The sequence below is a fragment of the Mesorhizobium sp. M0772 genome (genome assembly GCF_040320135.1).
GTDB lineage: Bacteria > Pseudomonadota > Alphaproteobacteria > Rhizobiales > Rhizobiaceae > Mesorhizobium.
Map to the genome: position 1 here is coordinate 22416 of NZ_JAMYPB010000023.1, position 17766 is coordinate 40181.

Here is a 17766-nt window from a genome sequence, read left to right on the forward strand (position 1 = left end):
TGAAGCCTTCCGCACACTCTTCGAATCCGCCTATAGTACCCCCATGCCCATTCGCCAGCTTTCCGAAACGATGATCAACCAGATCGCCGCCGGCGAAGTGATCGAGCGTCCGGCGAGCGTGGTGAAGGAACTGGTCGAGAACGCGCTCGACGCCGGCGCCTCCCGCGTCGAGGTCGTCACTGCCGGCGGCGGGCTGAACCTGATCCGCGTCACCGATGACGGCTCCGGTATCCCCGAACAGGAACTGGCGCTGGCCATTGCGCGCCACTGCACCTCGAAACTTGCCGACAATATTCACGATATCCGCTCGCTCGGCTTCCGTGGCGAGGCGCTGCCGTCGATCGGTTCGGTGGCGCGGCTGTCGATCCGTTCGCGCACGACCGCAGGCGACGCTGCCGCCGAGATCGCCATCGAAGGCGGCCGCGTTTCGGCGGTCAAACCGGCGGCGGCCAATCGCGGCACAACGGTCGAGGTGCGCGATCTGTTCTTTGCCACGCCGGCGCGGCTCAAATTCATGAAGGGCGAGCGGGCCGAAAGCTCGGCCACCAGCGACGTGGTCAAGCGCATCGCCATCGCCTTCCCCGCCGTGCGCTTCACGCTGGCCGGCTCGGACCGCTCGACGCTGGAATTGCCGGCGACCGATGACAGTACCGAGGGCAGCCTGCGCCGCGTCGCCCAGGTGATGGGCGCCGAGTTTCCCGACAATTCCATCGCTATCGACGCCGGCCGGGACGGCGTGCACCTGACCGGCCACGTCTCGATCCCGTCCTTCACCCGCGCCAACGCGCTGCAGCAATATGCCTATGTCAACGGCCGGCCAGTGCGCGACAAGCTGATCGCCGGCGCCATTCGCGGCGCCTTCGCCGACGTGCTGCCGCGCGACCGGCATGCTGTCACGGTGCTGTTCCTGACGCTTGATCCGGCGACCGTCGACGTCAATGTCCACCCAGCCAAGGCCGATGTTCGCTTCCGCGATCCCGGCCTGGTGCGCGGGCTGATCGTCGGCGCCATCCGCGAGGTGCTGGCCAATGCCGGCATCCGCGCCGCCACCAGCGGGGCCGCCGGGATGGTGGCGGCGTTCCGGCCGGGAGCCGCCTCCTACGCCCATGCCGGTCCTGCCAACGGTCATCGCAGTTATGACGCGGCCTACCGGGCCTCGGGCTTTTCGGGCTTTGACCGCTCGCCACAGCGGCCGCTGGATATGGGATTTGACGGCGCCGGCTTCCGCGAAAACGACCAGGCTGCATTCGACGCCGGTCCGCTCGCCAGCGCCGATGCGCGTGCCGGCTTAGCCGAGCCGGCCGAGACGCTGCTCGGCACCGCGCTGGGCGCCGCCCGCGCGCAGGTCCACGAGAACTACATCGTCGCCCAGACCAGGGATTCGCTTGTCATCGTCGACCAGCACGCGGCGCATGAGCGGCTGGTCTACGAGGCGCTGAAGAATGCCCTGCACTCGCGCGCGGTGCCCTCGCAGATGCTGCTTCTGCCGGAGATCGTCGACCTGCCGGAGGAGGACGCCGAGCGGCTGGCCATGCATTCCGAAACGCTGGCCCGGTTCGGCCTCGGCATTGAGCGTTTCGGTCCCGGCGCGGTGGCGGTGCGCGAGACGCCGTCCATGCTCGGCGAAACCAATGTCCAGCAATTGGTGCGTGATCTTGCCGACGAGATCGCCGACAACGACACGATCGAGACGCTGAAGGAACGACTGGACAAGATCGCCGCGACCATGGCCTGCCACGGCTCGGTCCGCTCCGGCCGCCTGCTCAAGCCTGAGGAGATGAACGCGCTGCTGCGCCAGATGGAAGCAACGCCGGGCTCCGGCACCTGCAATCACGGTCGCCCGACCTATATCGAACTCAAGCTCGCCGACATAGAGCGGCTGTTTGGGCGGCGGTGAGCACAAGCCAGGTCAGGGCACACGCTCAATTCACCAACAGGCGATAATCCTTGAACCTATGAGAGAAAACGTAATCCCTTGAGTAACCGGCGCTACCGCCGCGAAAATTCACGGAGATTATCTCGAAGCTTCTCCCAACCTGTTTTTGAACATTCATGTAGATGGGAGTCATCAGCATGCCGGCATCGCAATCGTCGTCATCGAAAGCGATCTCCTGAACGACCTTCTTTTTCTTCTTATCGATGACCCGCAATTTATTCATGCAGACGAGAAAGCCCGCTTTCTCGTAGACCCCGGCAAATCTGTGGGTGGCTGTCTGCGCCCAGAAGGGAATCTCGACGGTGCCGTCAACCTTCGCCTCACCGGTATCGTCGAGGCTTGCGACCTTCTTCAGCGTGATCGGGAACTTGTCCGAGCCCTTGCTCCAAGTCCCTGTTGCGCCGCTTTCGCCAAGGTCGAGAGAAAACGGACATCCGGCGGTGCCAACGGGCGTTTTCGATCCCATGACCAGCACCCGGTCGAACTCCCTGTCGTCCGCAATCTCGCAAAGGAAGACGCTGGTGCCACTGATCTTGCCGTACACCGCTATCGGGCTTTGCTTCGCGTCGTGGAAATAGCTCCCCTCGACCGTAATCCCGCTGCCGAAACTGTCATATCTCTGCAGCGATAGGTGGACGGGGTTAGGTCCGATGGAGCCTTCGTAGTTTTCGACCTGATACCAGCCCGCGGCGGCTTTCCCGGTCAGCAGCAAAACGCAAAAAATTGCCGATATGAACAGTCTTCCCATTCCGTCCCCCAGTGAAGGCAGCGTACCATAGCTGTCCTTCCTCTGGGTGTCTGCATTCTGATGGAAGCGGTTCTCGGTTTGAGTCCGATTTAACGCTTTAAATTCACCACGATCACGCCGCCGAGGGCCAACGCACCGCCGATTATGCCGAGCAGTGTCGGCACTTCGCCCAGCCAGAAGAAACCGATCAGGGCAGACATGGGCGAGACCAGATAAAGGAAGTTCGAGGCACGGGCGGCCGGGAGACGCGACAGAGCGGTTGCCCAGGCGGCATAGGCGATCAGGCTGGGCACGATGCCAAGAAAGATCACGGCGCCGATCCCGGCCGTGTTGGCGACCGCTGCCTGCGCAAAGCCGCTTGGCAAAAAGGGCGCCAGGCAAAGTGCACCAAGGACCATGTTCGAGGCCGAAATGGTCAGCGGGTGATGGCGGGCAAAGAGCGGCTTCTGGACGATCGTGTTGACAGCCGAGCACAGCGCGGAGCCAAGAACCAGCAGCGCGCCGGTGTCGAAACTCAAGCCATTGCCGTCGGCGACCGCAATGATGCCGATGCCGGCGAAAGAAATGGCCGTGCCAAACCAGGCCCACGTTGAGAAACGCTCGCCCAGCAATGCCATTGCCATGATGGCGGTGAAGATCGGGCTGACATTGATGATGAAACCGGCGGCGCCAGCCGACACGGTCAGTTCGCCGTAATTAAGCATGACGGTGTAGAGCGCGACGAAAATGGCGCCGCCAAAGCCGAGGCGCCACACTTCATCGAGCCTCGGCAGTGCCGGGGGCTTGACGGCAAGAAAGATCGCCGCCGGCACCGCGGCAATGGCAAAGCGCAGCGAACCGAGTTCCAGCGGCCCGAAGGCGGCGAGACCCGCACGAATCGCTGGAAAGGCCGATGCCCAGCCGACCACCGTCAGAGCCACGGCGATGGCTGCCGTGGTGTCCATCCGCTGTGTCGGATTCGACGTGCTGGTCGTTGCGCTCATCTGCCTGTCCTCGGGTTCCCAGAGTGTTGAAAGGCAGAAAGCGCCTTTTCGGCGCGGTTGACAAACGATCAAATCGAGGATCACCTGTGACTGTGGATCACAGCTCAGACACTATGGTGCCGCTCGAGACCCTGCGCGCCTTCGATGCGGCGGCGCGAACGGGGAGCTTTTCGGCCGCGGCCGAGAAGCTCAACATCACCCACGGCGCCGTCAGCCGGCAGATCGCCAAGCTGGAGGACTGGCTGGGCTTGAAAGTGTTCGACCGCGGCGCGCGTGGCGTCTCGCTGACCATCGAGGGCAACCGCCTGCATCTGCGCACGGCCGAAGCCTTTGCGCTGATCTCCAGCCATTCCGACCGCTGGGTCGAGCCGCGCGGCACCGCCGTGGTGCGGCTGACCTCGATACCCTCCGTCAGCGGGCTGTGGCTGATGCCACGCATGGCGGCGCTGGAGAACAATCCCACCAAGCTGCGCATCGTGCTCGACGTCGACATCCGCCAGGCCGACCTTGCCGATGAAGGCATCGACCTGTCGGTCCGCTGCGGCCGCGGCGGCATTCCGGGCCGCATCTCGGTGAAGCTGTTCGAGGAACATGTCTTTCCCGTCGCCGCGCCCGGCCTTGCCCACGCGAGCGGTCGCGGCGCCCCGGCCCGGCTGCTCAAATTTCCGCTGATCAACGATTCCGACGCTTCGGGGTGGCGTGCCTGGTTTGCCGCGCAAGGGATGGACTACCGCCCGCGCCCGCAGGATCGCCGCTTCGAGGACTACAATCTGGTGCTCGACGCCGCAGCTTACGGGCTCGGCATCGCGCTGGCGCGGCCACCGCTGACCGGACACCAGTTGGAGGCAGGCCGCATCGTCGCCGTTGACGAGCGCACGGCGCTGAACCCGGTGTCGTACTGGCTCGACCGGCCGCTGGGGCGGCCACGCACGGCTGCCGCCGAACTTTCACGCCGTATCGCTGTCGAGGCGGGGCTGGCGATGGACAAGATGGAAGCATTCCTCGAAGCCGAGCGATAGCGGCGATCGTTCGGTGCTCAGCGAAGCACCAGCAGGGCTAGCCCGACAATGGCGACGGCCAGAAACCCGGTTGCCAGCGCCATCAGACCGACACGCGTCTGCTTTCGGCCTTGCGGCTGGGCCGCATCATTCGGCCCAGACGTCGCCTGCTCCCGCTTCATTGGCATATCGGTGGTGGCAGCGCGGCGCTGCGGCGAAACCACGGGTGCGAGAAGCGCAAACCAGGGCAGTCCTACGGGCTTTGCGGGAGCGCCATCTTCGGCCTTGGCCGGCGGCAGCGGCAGATCGCGCTGTGTGTCGTCATTTGCCGGCGAGACCGCAACGACCCTTGTCGGCGCGACCTTGTCTGGCGCCTCGACGCCAGGTTCAGCAAGGGCCAGATAGGCTTGCAGGACCTCGGCAGAACCCGTCTGCTGCCCCTTTGCGGTGGCTGCGGACAACAGCGCCTGCAGCGCCGGCGCCGCTGCCTGCTGCAAAGGCGCGCCGGACGGCGTCGGCGGCTGCACCAGCGCCTTTATAAGTGCTGCTTTCGCCGGATCGGCCTTCGCCGACGGCAACGCTGCCAACATCATGGCCTCACGCAGCAGCGCGGTCAGGCGGGCGGATGAAATGTCCATACCGGTCCCATAAGAATGGTTTGGAGCGACAATAGCGCCTCAGCATTGCGTCAAGCTTGACCTTGCCGGCAATTTATGGCGATGAAATCAGCATGAACCTTGGCACCACTCCATGATGAACCGCTTCGAAGGCCCCGGCGGCAAGGAAGCCCGTATCCGCTATCTCGACGGCGACTTCCAGGTCACCAGCCCCGGCGCCTTCGTGCGTTGCGCGGTGACCGGCGAGAGCATTCCGCTGGACGAGCTCAAATATTGGAGCGTCGCCAGGCAGGAGCCCTATGTCAGCGCCGCCGCCTCGCTGCGCCGCGAGATCGAGATGCATCCGGACCTGCGCAGCCGGGGTTAAAGGCGCGCACAGAGCCGTTGGTCGCGTTCCTTCACACCCCCCTCTGTCCTGCCGGACATCTCCCCCGCAAGGGGGGAGATTGGATGATCATCTTTGCTTTCGCCAAATCACCAGCGTTGCAGAATGAGCGCCATTGGCAAAGCTGCTGATCTCCCTCCTTGCGGGGGAGATGGCCGGCAGGCCAGAGGGGGGTGCTGTCCGCCAGCATCTCCGCGTGACGCTGCACGCCCTACCCTCGCAGCTTCCGCTGTCTCCAGGCATCCAGCGTCTCGTCGATGATGCGCTCCGGCACAGTGTCGAGTTCGAACGTGGCGTCGATCTCCAGCACGGCGAGTTCAGCGAGGAAATCGGCCGGGGCAGCGCCGTGGCGCAGCCGGGCGGCGTCCTTGGCGGTGGTGACGAGGCCCAGTCCATCGCGGCGCGCGGTTGCCGCCAGTTCCGCGAGTTCATCAGGGGCATAGAAGTGATGGTCCGGAAACGACCGGCTCAGCGCCACTTCCGCACCGGTGCCGCGCAGCGTGTCGAAGAATTTTTCGGGGTGGCCGATGCCGGCAAAGGCGAGGAACCGCCGGCCGGCGAACCGCTCCTTGGCCGCGGGCTCGGCATGCGCCTCGAAGATCGGCCGGCCGGCGCGCGCCGCCTGGCGCACGACCTGGTCGGCGGCAGCGCCCTCGCCCATCTTCAACAGCCCGTCGGTGAACACCAACTGATCGACGATGTTGGCTCTCAGCGGACCGCCCGGAATGACCCGGCCGTTGCCGATGCCGTAACGGGCGTCGACGACGACCAGCGCATAATCGATATGGATGCGTGCGCTCTGAAAACCGTCATCCATGATCAGGAAATCGCAGCCATGGGCTTCCATGAGCAGCTTGGCGCCGGCAGCGCGGTTGGGGCTCACCGCAACCGGCGCGTGCTCGGCCAAAAGCAGCGGCTCGTCGCCGACATGCTTTGCAGCGTCGTGACTGGCATCGACGACATGCGGCTGCGCGAACGAGCCGCCATGGCCGCGCGACAGGAATCCGGGATTGAGCTGCATGCGCCTGGCCTGCTTGGCCAGCGCGATGGCGATCGGCGTCTTGCCGCTGCCGCCGACGGTGAAGTTGCCGACGCAAAGCACTGGCGCGTCGATCTTTTCACGTACCGCCCGATGCATGCGGCGGCCGGCGACGATGCCATAGACGGCTGATAGCGGCGACAGCGCAAAGACCCGCCAGTCCGGCGCTTCCCACCAGAAAGGTGGTGCTTCCGACGCCACCTATCGCCCGTCGGCGCCCTTCAGGCGCGACTTGACGATCAATGGCTGGATATAAGGCTCGAGCGACTTCAGCGTGTGCGCCAGCGCACCGCGCATCTGGTCGACTGTGGCGGCACCGGCCGCCATCATCTCATGGCGCGCAACTTCATTGCTCAGCAGGAAATTGACGGCGCCGGCCAGCATGTCGCGGTCGCGCACCAGCTTGGCGCCGCCGCTGTCGAGCAGGCGCTGATAGGCCTCGCGAAAATTCTGGACGTTGCGGCCGGCCAGCACAGCGGTGTCGAGCATGGCCGGCTCCAGCGGATTCTGGCCGCCTTCCGAGGTCAGCGAGCGGCCGACAAAGGCGATTTCCGTCAGCCGGAGATAAAGCCCCATCTCGCCGATCGTATCGCCGAGCAGGATATCGGTGTCGGCGGTGATCCGGTCGCCCTTGCTGCGCCGCGCCAGCTTCAGGCCCATGCCGGAAATCTGTGCGGCCAGCGCTTCGGCGCGGTCGGGATGACGCGGGACGATGATCGTCAGCAGTCCATGGTGGCGCTTGTAGAGCGTGGCGTGGACTTCCGCCGCGACCACCTCCTCGCCGTCATGGGTCGAAATTGCCGCCCAGGTCGGGCGGCCGGCGATCTGGCGCTTCAGCGTCGCCAGCGCCCGTTCGTCGACCGGCGGCGGCAAGGTGTCGACCTTGAGGTTGCCGGACACGGTGACCGGCCGGGCGCCAAGCGCGCGAAACCGTTCGCCGTCGACATCCGACTGGGCAACGACATGTGCAAGGTTCTCGAACAGCGCCTCGGCGATGTTGGCGCGCTTCTTCCAGGACTTGAACGAGCGGTCGGACAGCCGGCCGTTGACCAGCACCTGCGGCACGTGTCGGGCGCCGAGCTCGAGGATGGTCATCGGCCATATCTCGGATTCGGCGATGATAGCCAGGTCCGGCCGCCAGTGATCGAGAAAGCGGCTGACGGCCGGCTTGAGGTCGAGCGGAACATATTGGTGGATGATGCGGTCGCCCAGCCGTTCGTCGGCAACCTGCGCCGAGGTCACTGTTCCCGTCGTCAGCACGATGTTGACACCGTAGTCGAGGATGCTTTGCACCAGCGGCACGACCGCAAGGGTCTCGCCGACGCTTGCCGCATGGATCCAGATCACCGGCCCTTCAGGGCGCGGCCGCCCGGCAACACCGTAGCGCTCGCGGCTGCGGCTGCGGTCTTCCTTGCCCTGCGACGTGCGCCACGCGACATAGGGGCCCATCAGCGGATAGGCGGCTGCACCGGCAAGGCGGTACGCCGCCAGGAAGGCGCGCGCCCAGCCGACGCTCATGGCCTGCCGTCCACGAGCCGATAGGCCTCGGCGGTCGCGGCATTGAGCGCGGCCGTGACTTCCTGGCGCTTGCGCTCCATTTCGGCCTCGTCGGCATTGGCCGGCACGAAAACCGGCGTTCCGATGACGATCGAGGAGCGGCCGAACGGCAGGTTGATGGTGGTCTTGTCCCAGCTCCTTTCCAGCACCTTGCGGCGGCTGGTGGCGATGGCGGCAGGCATGATCGGCCGGCCGGAAAGGCGTGCGAGCAGAACGATACCAAGCCCGGCGTCGCGCGGCGTGCCGTGGGGAATGTCGGCGATCATGGCGACGTTCTTGCCGGCGACGAGTGACTTTTTCAGGGCAATGAGCGCCTTGGCGCCGCCCTTGTCGAGATGCTTCGTGCTTTCACGCCCGCCGGAGCCGCGCACCGCCTCGATGCCGAATTTTTCAATCATCAGCGCGTTGAGTTCGGCGTCGGCGCTGCGCGAGACCATGGCGACCAGCGGCCGTCCCTTGGGATAATAGGCTGGGGTCAGCAGATGCTGGCCATGCCAGAGCGCGATGATGCCGGGTTCGAATTCGGCGTAGTCGCCGCCTGAAAATTTAGCCGAGCCTTCGACCACGCGGTTGGTCAGGCGCACCAGGCGGACGAACTGGGCGAGCAGGCTGACGATGATGCTCTTGACGATTCGCGACTGCGCCAACGGCTCGCGGATCTTGCGCCAGAACGTCTTCGAACTGCCGCCGCGTCTTCTTCGGACCGCGGCGCCGGTGGGCTGCCCTTTCACCGCTTCATGCTCCATCACTGTCAACCGGCGGCCTTGCTTTCAGGGTCGAGCAGCCGGTGCAGATGGACGACGAAATAGCGCATATGGGCATTGTCCACGCTGGCTTGCGCCTTGGCCTTCCACGCGGTGTGCGCGGTTTGATAGTCCGGATAGACGCCAACGATGTCGAGCGCGTCGAGATCGCGGAACTCGGTGCCTCCCAGCTGCTTCAGCTCGCCGCCGAACACCAGGTGCAAAAGCTGTTTCTTTCCGTCTTCCGCGGCCATTTCGGTCCTTCACATATTGTGAGTTTGCGACAGGTCTAGCCCAAAGCTGCCGACTTTGGAACCTTCGATCACGCTTCCGTATCGGCAATGACGCCGGCAAGCACGGTCAGCAGCTGCCCGCTGCCGGCGACCAGCGCGCCGTGACGGATGATCTCCCCGGCATAAAGCGGCGCGCGGCCATGGCCGTCGAGCACGGCGCCGCCAGCCTCGCGCAAGATGAGATCGGCGGCGGCGATATCCCAGTCATGCGCGTTGGGCTTGACGAAGGTTGCGTCGAGCGTGCCGTTGGCGACCATCGCCAGCCGGTAGGCGAGAGACGGAATGTGCGCCGCGCGCCGCACCCGGCTTTGCCATTGCGCCGGCATCAGGTCGATCAACTGCTTCAGCCCGCCGATCTCGACCGTCTTACCCAGGCCGCGCACGGCAATCGGCTTGCCGTTGCGGAAAGCTCCATGGCCAGGCAGCGCCCAATAGGTTTCGCCCTTGGCCGGACATTCGAGCACACCGGTGAGCGTGCGGCCATTCTCGACCACCGCGACGCTGACGCACCACGAGCGCAGACCTTCGAGGAAGCCGCGGGTGCCGTCTATGGGGTCGACGACAAAGGTGCGCCGCGCCAGAAGCCGTGCCGGATCGTCAGTCGTTTCCTCCGACAGCCAGCCATAGTCCGGCCGCGCCGCAAGCAGGGTCTCGCGAAGATAGGCGTCCGCCGCGTGGTCGGCTTCGCTGACCGGCGAGGTGCCGCCTTTCATCCACACTTGCGGGTTCTTGCCGAAATAGCGCATGGCGATCGCGCCCGCCTCGCGGGCGGCGTCGCGCAGCAGATCGAGGTCTTCCGAGGCCCCGGCCGATATGACCGGGTCACGCTCCGGCAAGGGTCATTCCTTCGATCAGCAGCGTCGGTGCGGCAGTGCCGAAATCGCGGTCAAGATCGCTCGCCGGAACCATATTGAGGAACATCGTCTTCAAATTCGAGGCGATGGTCACCTCGGCCACCGGATAGGCAAGCTCACCATTGTCGATCCAGAAGCCGGATGCGCCACGGCTGTATTCGCCGGTCACCATATCGACGCCCTGGCCGAACACTTCGGTGACATAAAAGCCGGATTTTAGCGACCTGATCAGGTCTTCCGGCGTCCTGTCGCCCGGCTCGATGGCGAGATTGGTCGAAGACGGCGATACCGACGAGCCGCTGCGCGCGCCGCGTCCGTTGGTGGTCAGCCCCAATTCCCGCGCGGCGGACGTCGACAGGAACCAGTGCTTCAGCACGCCGTTCTCGACCATCAACAGCTTTTCGCCCTCGACGCCTTCGCCGTCGAACGGGCGCGAGGCCTGGCCGCGACGCCGTAGCGGCTCGTCGGTGACGGTGATGGCAGCCGACGCAACCTGCTTGCCCATCATCTCGCGCAAAAAACTGGTCTTGCGCGCCACCGAAGCGCCGTTGATGGCGCCGGCGAGATGACCGGCAATGCCGCGCGCGACGCGCGGATCGAACACCACGTTGACCGGACCGGTCGCCGCCTTGCGGGCGCCGAGGCGGCGCACGGCGCGCTCGCCGGCCTTGCGGCCGATCAATTCCGGTGCGTCCAGATCGGAAAAATGCTGGTTCGAGGAGTATTCGTAGTCGCGCTCCATGCCGGTGCCTTCGCCCGCAATAACGCTGGCCGAACGCGAAAAGCGCGACGCGACATAGTGGCCGACGAAGCCGTTCGACGTGGCAAGCACCAGCCCGCCGAGGCCTGCGCTGGCGCCGCTGCCGGCCGAATTGGTGACGCCCTTGACGGCAAGGGCTGCTTCCTCGGCGGCAAGGGCCGCTTCCTTCAACTGATCGGCCGAAACCTCGGTGGCGTCGAACAGATCGAGGTCGCGCACCTTGCCGACCAGCAAAGCCGGATCGGCGAGACCCTGATAGGGATCCTCGGGCGAGACTTTGGCCATGGCCACGGCGCGCTCGGCCAATGCCCTGGGGTCCGATGCCGCCGTCGCCGAGACGCTCGCCACCCGGTTGCCGACGAAGACGCGCAGCGAGACATCGTCGCCCTCGGACGCCTCAGTGTTCTCGACCTTGCCCAGCCGCACCGACACGCCGATCGAGCGGCCGCGCACGGCAACCGCGTCGGCGGCGTCGGCGCCGGCCCGCTTGGCAGCCTCGACCAGTGCCGCGACGCGGTCGGTCAATTTCGCTGCCTCTGATGTATCGGTCATGCGCGTGGTCCTGGCTGAAGCCGCGCCGGGCGGTAGCGGCTGTTGCACCATCTATTGTCCCAATGCGGCTTGTGCAATGGCGCACGGGCAATTGTCCCGCTGCGGCATAGCGCCCAAGCGGAGCGCGAAAGCTATCCGCGGCAGCGGCCGCCACAGACGCGCGGCTTGACGGTTTGTGAGTTTAACCAAGGCCGATTTCCACTCAAGGAGTGGCGACCGGCGTCCAGATCACGTCATCGATCCTCGTCGCGCCCGTTGCCAGCATCACCAGCCGGTCGAAGCCGAGCGCCGAGCCGCTGGCTTGCGGCATGATGGCGAGGGCGGCGAGAAAATCCTCATCCAGCGGATAGCGCTCGCCATAGACGCGCTCCTTCTCGTCCATCTCGGCGGCAAAGCGCCGGCGCTGCTCGGCCGGATCGGTCAGTTCGCCAAAAGCATTGGCGAGCTCGACGCCGCAGCAATAGAGCTCGAAGCGCTCGGCCAAGCGCTGGTCCTCCGCGCTCGGCCGGGCGAGCGCCGCTTCCGAGATCGGATAGCCGTACAAGATGGTGGCCCGCCCCTGCCCCAGCACCGGTTCGACCTTCTCGACCATTACCCGGCTGAACAAATCGGCCCAGTTGTCATCGCCGGCCGTGCGCAGGCCGGCCTTGACCAGAGCATCATGGAGTGCGGCGCGGTCTGTGCCGCCATCGGCAGAAACGGTGGCAAGAAGATCGATGCCGGCGTAACGCGCAAAAGCTTCCGCCACGCTCACGCGTTCCGGTTCGGCGAACGGATCGGCCTCGCGGCCGCGAAAGCGGAAGGTTTTGGCGCCGGCCCGCTCAGCTGCCAGCTTCAGCAGCTCGGCGCAATCAGCCATCAGGCTCTCATAGGTTTCGCCGACACGGTACCATTCGAGCATGGTGAACTCCGGGTGATGCAAAGGGCCGCGCTCGCGGTTGCGCCAGACAGCGCCCAGGCTGAAGATGCGCCGTTCGCCGGCGGCAAGCAGCTTCTTGCAGGCGAATTCCGGTGAGGTGTGGAGGTAAAGCGGCCGGCGCGCGCCGTCGGCGCCGATCGCCTCGGTGGCGAAGGCTGAGAGATGCGCCTCATTGCCCGGTGATATCTGCAGCGCCGCCGTCTCGACCTCGATGAAGTCGCGCTCGCCAAACCAGCCGCGCATGGCGGCAGCTATGGCGTTGCGCGCCATCAGCCGCGGCCGGCGGTCGGCGTGAACATCCGGCGTCCACCAGGGCGAAGCGCCAGTCATGGGTTTGCCGGGCAACGGAATTGCTGACAGGGCTGGCGGTTCGGGCCAAGATGCGCTACGGCGACGGCTCTCGCAGCCGATTTGCGCCGAACGATCGTTTCAGGCCAACGAAGTCTAGGATTGAAAACCGTGGTGAAGGTCATCGCCAGTTCGCTCCGTAAAGGCAATGTCGTCGACAAGGACGGCAAGCTTTACGTCATCCTCTTTGCCGAAAACATCCACCCTGGCAAGGGTACGCCGGTCACCCAGCTCGACATGCGCCGCATCTCCGACGGGGTGAAGGTTTCGGAGCGCTACCGCACCACCGAGCAGGTCGAGCGCGCCTATGTCGAGGAGCGCGAGCACACCTTCCTCTATGCCGACGCCGAGGGGTATCACTTCATGAACCCGGAAAGCTACGACCAGGTCGCGGTGCCGGAAAGCGTGGTCGGCGACATGGCGCCCTACCTGCTCGAAGGCATGGCGGTGCAGATCTCGCAGTTCAACGGCATCGCCATAGCCCTGGTGCTGCCGCAGCGCGCTACTTTCGAAGTGGTCGAGACGGAGCCGACGACCAAAGGCCAGACGGCGTCCTCGTCATACAAGCCGGCCGTGCTTTCCAACGGCGTGCGCACGCTGGTGCCGCCGCACATCGCGCCGGGTACCCGCGTGGTGGTGATGACGGCCGATGGCGCTTATGTGGAGCGGGCGAAGGACTGAGGCGCGAGCGCCTCCGTCCTGGTTGATCCGTTGCATTGCCTTCTGCGGCCGCTGGCTCGATAGTCCTGCCGATGTGGCAGACCTTTGTGACCTACTGGCCTCTGATCCTTGTGATCATTCCGATGCTGATGGCCGCCATCGGCATCGTCCACGCAATCATGACCAAGGAAGACGTGCGCGCCGCCACCGGCTGGGTCGGCGTGATGATCTTGTCGCCATTCCTTGGCGCGATCATCTATGCCATTGCCGGCATCAACCGCATCCGCCGCGCCACGATCAGCGCCATGCGGCCCGTCGCCGGTGAAGCCGAGACAGCCAAACACGACCACGACATTGCGCTCGAAACACTCATCTCAGCCGAATTCGGCCAGCGCTTTGCCGGCCTGAAGACGCTAGGCGACAGGGTGGCGCGGCGCGCACTGACGTCGGCAAACACGATCACGATCCTCAGGACCGGCGACGAAGCTTACGCAGCAATGTGCCGGGCGATAGACAGCGCACAGCGCAGCATTCTGCTCGAGACCTACATCTTCGACAATGACGAGATCGGACGACGTTTTGTCGAATCGCTGGCCGGCGCGGTCCGGCGCGGTGTGACGGTTCGCGTGCTGATCGATGCGGTCGGCGTGCGCTATTCCGTGCCCAGCATCCTTGGGACACTCCGGGAAGCCGGCGTCACCGTCGATCTCTTCAACGGCAACATCGTCATGGGCCTGAGACTTCCCTATGCGAATTTGAGGACGCACAGGAAAATCCTGATCGTCGACGGTGTGGTGGCGTTCACGGGAGGCATGAACATCCGCAAGGGATTCTCGGCCGAATTCGCCGGCAGCGCCAGTTCGGCGGATACGCATTTCCAGGTCACGGGGCCCGTCGTGGCCGACCTGTTCGCGGTTGCCGCCGAAGACTGGCGTTTTGCCGGCAACGAGGCCCTCAAGGACGAGGTTTGGCACGTAGAAAAGCCCTCGCCGCCACCCGGTCAGCCGATCCTGGTGCGGGCCGTGGCGTCGGGGCCGGACGCCAGCATCGAAACCAACCACAAATTGCTGATGGGGGCATTTTCCGTCGCCCGCAAATCGATCCGCATCATGTCGCCCTATTTCCTGCCGGACCGGGAATTTGTCAGCGCGCTGGTCACGGCGGCCCGGCGCGGCGTCGAGATCGACATAGTCGTGCCCGCGGTCAACAATCTCTTCCTGGTCGGCCGCGCCATGACGGCGCAGTACGACCAGGTGCTGAAGCACTATTGCCGCGTCTGGCGGCATGAGGGGTCGTTCGACCATTCGAAGCTGTTGTCGGTCGATGGCGTCTGGGCCTATGTCGGCTCCTCCAACCTCGACGCCCGGTCGCTGCGGCTGAATTTCGAAATCGACCTGGAGGTGCTGGATACCGGCTTTGCCGCCGAGATCGAGGGGCGCATCGGAGCGGCAATCGCTTCCGCCAAACCCGTCACACTCGCAACCCTAAGAGCGCGGCCATTTGTCATCCGGGTTTTTGACCGGTTGTTATGGCTGGGATCGCCCTATCTTTAGAATCAGGACAGATTGAACGCAGGCCTATGGACATAAACGGACGCAGCCTTCCTGAAACAGTGCTCCTGTCGATCCGCGGCAGGAAAGCGCGCAAGGCGAACGCGACGCCGCGCAAGCACATTGAAGGCGCCCAGATGGTGGTCGCCTCCTACAACGTCCACAAATGCATCGGCACCGACCGCAGGTTCGATCCCGAACGGACCGCCCGCGTCATCCGCGAGATCGGCCCCGACGTCATCGCGCTGCAGGAAGCCGACAATCGCTTCGGTGACCGCGCCGGGCTGCTCGACCTTGCCCGGATCGAACATGAAACCGGGCTTGTGCCGGTGCCGGTTTCCGGAAGCGGCAAGGGCCATGGCTGGCGCGGCAACGTGCTTTTGTTCAAGCGCGGCACCGTGCGCGACGTCCATCAGATCAAGCTTCCGGGACTGGAGCCCCGCGGCGCGCTGGTAGCCGAGATCGACCTCGACGAAACGCGCACTCTGCGCGTCATCGCCGCGCATCTCGGCCTGTTGCGCCGCTCGCGTTCGGAGCAGGCCCGCGTCGTGCTCGACATCATGAGCAACCAGGATGAAAGGCCGACCTTGCTGCTCGGCGACCTCAACGAATGGCGGCTGGGCAACCGCTCGGCGCTCAAGACGCTGCACGCCACCTTTGGTTTCACGCCGGCGGCGGTGCCGACTTTTCCCTCAGGCCTGCCGGTGCTGGCGCTCGACCGGATCATGGCCAACCGGCACGGCATGGTCTCGTCGGTGGAAGCCCATGATACGCCGCTGTCGCGGGTTGCGTCGGATCATTTGCCGCTGACTGCGTTTGTCAGCCTCTAACTCATCCGTCCCGCAGCCAGACCAGCATCTCGCCGGGTTCACGGTTGTCCCAGGCAAAGTACGGGACGGCGGTGATTTTCGTCTCGCTCACCGCCGGCGGATCGGTGCGATAGAGCCCGGTTTCCCAGTTTTCCTGGGCTTCCTTGCTGGCAAGTGCCGAAAGCGTGACGATGCCGCCGAGCAGGTTCGGCTCGGCATGCGCCTCGATTTTTGCCGTTCGCGGCAGAGCGATCCGATGCAACTGGCCGGCATTGTCGGTCTCCTCGACGCAATAGATCAGCGGACCGCGCGCAAGTGCGACGCGGCCGATGTCCTGACGCACTTCCGGATTGGCGAACAGACGGGCGATCGACATTTCGAGATCGAGTTCGACCCGGTCGCCCTGGCGCCACTCGCGCCGGATCGCGGCATAGCCGTCGCTGGTGATGCCGTCCAGATCGACCGCGGCGCCGTTGATCTTGAGCGCCGCCTTGCCGCACCAGGAGGGGACGCGCAGGTGCAAGGTGAACTCGACCGGCGCTTCGGCTTCGATCCGGATCGAGACCGCGCCATCCCAAGGATAATTGCTGGTCTGAATCAGACTGACCGCCCGGTTCGATATGTCGAAGCGCGCGGTGCTGTCGCCGTAGAGATGAACGGCCAGCGCATCATCCGACAGGGAGTAGAAATAGCTGCCGATGGAGGCGACCATGCGGCCGATATTGGGCGGGCAACAGGGGCAGCGATGCCATTTCCAGCGATTGTGCCTGCCCCGGCTCTCCAACGGGTTCTCGTAGAAGAACAGCGAGCCGTCGAGCGACAGGCCGGAGATCGAGCCGTTGTAGAGTGCCCGCTCCATCATGTCGGCGTAGCGGGCGTTGGGACCCATGCCGAGCATGCGGCTGGCCCAGAACACGAGGCCGACCGAGGCACAGGTCTCGGCATAGGCGGTTTCGTTGGGCAGGTCGTAGTCGCTGGTAAAGCCCTCATTGTGCGCCGATGGCCCGAGGCCGCCGGTGATATAGAGGTTTTTGGTGGTGAGATCGTTCCAGAGCCGGTCGAGCGCTACCCTGAGCGTATCGTCGCCATATTCGGTGGCGATGTCGGCCATGCCGGAATAGAGGTACATCGCCCTGACCGCATGGCCGACGACCTTGTCCTGCTCGCGCACCGGCTTGTGCGACTGGTTGTACTCATAAGTCTTGAAATGATAGGCCTTCGGATCGGCGCCGCGCGCACGCGCCTCCTCGTCGAAATAATGCGGCTGTTGCCCGCGCTGGTCGATGAAATACCTGGCCAGGTCCATGTATTTCTGCTCGCCGGTCGCCCGCGCCAGCTTGACCAGCGCCAGCTCGATCTCCTCATGGCCGCAATAGCCCTTCTTCTTGCCCGGCTCCGGGCCGAAGGTGTCGGCGATATGGTCGACGTAGCGGCACATGATATCCAGCAGCTTGCGCTTGCCGGTGGCCTGGTAGTAGGCGACCGCGCCTTCGATCAGATGGCCGGCGCAATAGAGCTCGTGGCAATCGCGCAGATTGGTCCAGCGCTTGCCGGGCTGGATACGCTGGTACCAGCTGGAGAGATAACCGTCTTCCTGCTGCAGTCTGCCGTAGAGGTCGATGACGGCATCGATCTTCTTCTCGAGCGCCGCGTTCTTGCGCCGGTAGAGCGAATAGGCCGCGGTCTCGATGGTCTTGCCCCAATCGGAGTCCCAGAACATCTGCGTCGTCACCGTCGAGCCGGTGAAGCCGGGGCTGGCCGCCTCGTCGGGCGACGGCGAATGGAACGGAATGACGACGCCCGGCGAGGGCCGGTCCGGGTCGATCTGCTCCAGCATGCGCGCCTCGACGCAGCGCTCGTAGAGGATGTCGGCGGTGCGCGACGCCACGGCATCGACACGGTTGCCCCAGAAGCCGCGGACATCGACCTGCGGCACCGGCAGTGGGCGGAAGGCGAGTTTGCCGGGCTTGGCGGATGGTTGAACGGTCATCGTGTCACTCCGTTGGATATTGGTC

Annotated in this window: 17 protein-coding genes; 6 read left to right on the forward strand and 11 right to left on the reverse strand. The window is 64.9% G+C overall.

The window, feature by feature from the left end:
- Positions 1–43: 43 nt before the first annotated feature.
- Positions 44–1897 carry a DNA mismatch repair endonuclease MutL gene (mutL, locus tag NKI06_RS16945; RefSeq protein ID WP_352986276.1) on the forward strand — a complete coding sequence of 618 codons (1854 nt, stop codon included), beginning with the start codon at positions 44–46 and terminating at the stop codon, positions 1895–1897.
- Positions 1898–1922: 25 nt separating this feature from the next.
- On the opposite strand, the gene NKI06_RS16950 is transcribed toward mutL, so the two are convergent.
- Together NKI06_RS16950 and NKI06_RS16955 are read right to left on the reverse strand one after the other, a co-directional pair.
- Positions 1923–2684 carry a hypothetical protein gene (locus NKI06_RS16950; protein ID WP_352986278.1) on the reverse strand — a complete coding sequence of 254 codons (762 nt, stop codon included), beginning with the start codon at positions 2682–2684 and terminating at the stop codon, positions 1923–1925.
- Between the two features lie 89 nt (positions 2685–2773).
- Complete coding sequence (locus NKI06_RS16955) at positions 2774–3667, reverse strand: DMT family transporter (RefSeq protein ID WP_352986279.1); 894 nt, start codon at positions 3665–3667, stop codon at positions 2774–2776.
- A gap of 113 nt (positions 3668–3780) precedes the next feature.
- Here NKI06_RS16955 and NKI06_RS16960 point away from each other — a divergent pair, with 113 nt between their 5' ends.
- Entirely contained in the window at positions 3781–4686 is a 906-nt protein-coding gene (locus NKI06_RS16960) for a LysR substrate-binding domain-containing protein (protein WP_352986320.1), read from the forward strand.
- A gap of 17 nt (positions 4687–4703) precedes the next feature.
- Here NKI06_RS16960 and NKI06_RS16965 read toward each other — a convergent pair whose 3' ends face one another.
- On the reverse strand, positions 4704–5303 hold the full coding sequence (locus NKI06_RS16965) for a hypothetical protein (protein WP_352741708.1): 600 nt from the start codon (positions 5301–5303) through the stop codon (positions 4704–4706).
- Positions 5304–5415: 112 nt separating this feature from the next.
- On the opposite strand from NKI06_RS16965, the gene NKI06_RS16970 reads away from it, so the two are divergent.
- Positions 5416–5649, forward strand: coding sequence for a DUF2093 domain-containing protein (locus tag NKI06_RS16970; protein WP_023694434.1), 234 nt, complete (start codon positions 5416–5418; stop codon positions 5647–5649).
- Between the two features lie 229 nt (positions 5650–5878).
- On the opposite strand, the gene lpxK is transcribed toward NKI06_RS16970, so the two are convergent.
- From lpxK to epmA, 7 genes are all read right to left on the reverse strand, one after another.
- Positions 5879–6907, reverse strand: coding sequence for a tetraacyldisaccharide 4'-kinase (gene lpxK, locus NKI06_RS16975; protein ID WP_352741709.1), 1029 nt, complete (start codon positions 6905–6907; stop codon positions 5879–5881).
- Complete coding sequence (gene waaA, locus NKI06_RS16980; RefSeq protein ID WP_023671577.1) at positions 6908–8224, reverse strand: lipid IV(A) 3-deoxy-D-manno-octulosonic acid transferase; 1317 nt, start codon at positions 8222–8224, stop codon at positions 6908–6910.
- Complete coding sequence (locus NKI06_RS16985; protein WP_023671576.1) at positions 8221–9009, reverse strand: lysophospholipid acyltransferase family protein; 789 nt, start codon at positions 9007–9009, stop codon at positions 8221–8223. Before NKI06_RS16985 ends, waaA begins: the two co-directional genes overlap by 4 nt.
- Before the next feature lie 5 nt (positions 9010–9014).
- Positions 9015–9260, reverse strand: coding sequence for a DUF4170 domain-containing protein (locus NKI06_RS16990; RefSeq protein WP_023671575.1), 246 nt, complete (start codon positions 9258–9260; stop codon positions 9015–9017).
- A gap of 68 nt (positions 9261–9328) precedes the next feature.
- On the reverse strand, positions 9329–10135 hold the full coding sequence (locus tag NKI06_RS16995) for a 3'(2'),5'-bisphosphate nucleotidase CysQ (RefSeq protein WP_023671574.1): 807 nt from the start codon (positions 10133–10135) through the stop codon (positions 9329–9331).
- Complete coding sequence (locus NKI06_RS17000) at positions 10122–11465, reverse strand: TldD/PmbA family protein (RefSeq protein ID WP_023682945.1); 1344 nt, start codon at positions 11463–11465, stop codon at positions 10122–10124. Before NKI06_RS17000 ends, NKI06_RS16995 begins: the two co-directional genes overlap by 14 nt.
- 202 nt (positions 11466–11667) lie before the next feature.
- Positions 11668–12714, reverse strand: coding sequence for an EF-P lysine aminoacylase EpmA (gene epmA, locus NKI06_RS17005; RefSeq protein ID WP_352986283.1), 1047 nt, complete (start codon positions 12712–12714; stop codon positions 11668–11670).
- A gap of 129 nt (positions 12715–12843) precedes the next feature.
- On the opposite strand from epmA, the gene efp reads away from it, so the two are divergent.
- The 3 genes from efp to NKI06_RS17020 all read left to right on the forward strand — a co-directional run bounded on the left by efp (position 12844) and on the right by NKI06_RS17020 (position 15772).
- Positions 12844–13413 (forward strand): elongation factor P, encoded by a 570-nt coding sequence (gene efp, locus NKI06_RS17010; protein WP_023682947.1) that lies wholly within the window; start codon positions 12844–12846, stop codon positions 13411–13413.
- Positions 13414–13484: 71 nt separating this feature from the next.
- Entirely contained in the window at positions 13485–14945 is a 1461-nt protein-coding gene (locus NKI06_RS17015) for a phospholipase D-like domain-containing protein (protein WP_023682948.1), read from the forward strand.
- 26 nt (positions 14946–14971) lie between these two features.
- A complete protein-coding gene (locus NKI06_RS17020; protein WP_023671569.1) occupies positions 14972–15772 on the forward strand; it encodes an endonuclease/exonuclease/phosphatase family protein in 801 nt (266 codons plus the stop codon).
- Position 15773: 1 nt separating this feature from the next.
- Here NKI06_RS17020 and NKI06_RS17025 read toward each other — a convergent pair whose 3' ends face one another.
- Complete coding sequence (locus NKI06_RS17025) at positions 15774–17741, reverse strand: glycoside hydrolase family 127 protein (protein ID WP_023682950.1); 1968 nt, start codon at positions 17739–17741, stop codon at positions 15774–15776.
- Between the last annotated feature and the right edge of the window lie 25 nt (positions 17742–17766).

What these genes read in the sequence shown, in the direction of transcription:
- mutL (WP_352986276.1), top strand. Translation starts at nt 44, where the DNA reads ATGCCCATTCGCCAGCTTTCCGAAACGATGATCAACCAGATCGCCGCC.
- NKI06_RS16950 (WP_352986278.1), bottom strand. Translation starts at nt 2,684, where the DNA reads ATGGGAAGACTGTTCATATCGGCAATTTTTTGCGTTTTGCTGCTGACC.
- NKI06_RS16955 (WP_352986279.1), bottom strand. Translation starts at nt 3,667, where the DNA reads ATGAGCGCAACGACCAGCACGTCGAATCCGACACAGCGGATGGACACC.
- NKI06_RS16960 (WP_352986320.1), top strand. Translation starts at nt 3,781, where the DNA reads ATGGTGCCGCTCGAGACCCTGCGCGCCTTCGATGCGGCGGCGCGAACG.
- NKI06_RS16965 (WP_352741708.1), bottom strand. Translation starts at nt 5,303, where the DNA reads ATGGACATTTCATCCGCCCGCCTGACCGCGCTGCTGCGTGAGGCCATG.
- NKI06_RS16970 (WP_023694434.1), top strand. Translation starts at nt 5,416, where the DNA reads ATGATGAACCGCTTCGAAGGCCCCGGCGGCAAGGAAGCCCGTATCCGC.
- waaA (WP_023671577.1), bottom strand. Translation starts at nt 8,224, where the DNA reads ATGAGCGTCGGCTGGGCGCGCGCCTTCCTGGCGGCGTACCGCCTTGCC.
- NKI06_RS16985 (WP_023671576.1), bottom strand. Translation starts at nt 9,009, where the DNA reads ATGGAGCATGAAGCGGTGAAAGGGCAGCCCACCGGCGCCGCGGTCCGA.
- NKI06_RS16990 (WP_023671575.1), bottom strand. Translation starts at nt 9,260, where the DNA reads ATGGCCGCGGAAGACGGAAAGAAACAGCTTTTGCACCTGGTGTTCGGC.
- NKI06_RS17000 (WP_023682945.1), bottom strand. Translation starts at nt 11,465, where the DNA reads ATGACCGATACATCAGAGGCAGCGAAATTGACCGACCGCGTCGCGGCA.
- epmA (WP_352986283.1), bottom strand. Translation starts at nt 12,714, where the DNA reads ATGACTGGCGCTTCGCCCTGGTGGACGCCGGATGTTCACGCCGACCGC.
- NKI06_RS17015 (WP_023682948.1), top strand. Translation starts at nt 13,485, where the DNA reads ATGTGGCAGACCTTTGTGACCTACTGGCCTCTGATCCTTGTGATCATT.
- NKI06_RS17020 (WP_023671569.1), top strand. Translation starts at nt 14,972, where the DNA reads ATGGACATAAACGGACGCAGCCTTCCTGAAACAGTGCTCCTGTCGATC.
- NKI06_RS17025 (WP_023682950.1), bottom strand. Translation starts at nt 17,741, where the DNA reads ATGACCGTTCAACCATCCGCCAAGCCCGGCAAACTCGCCTTCCGCCCA.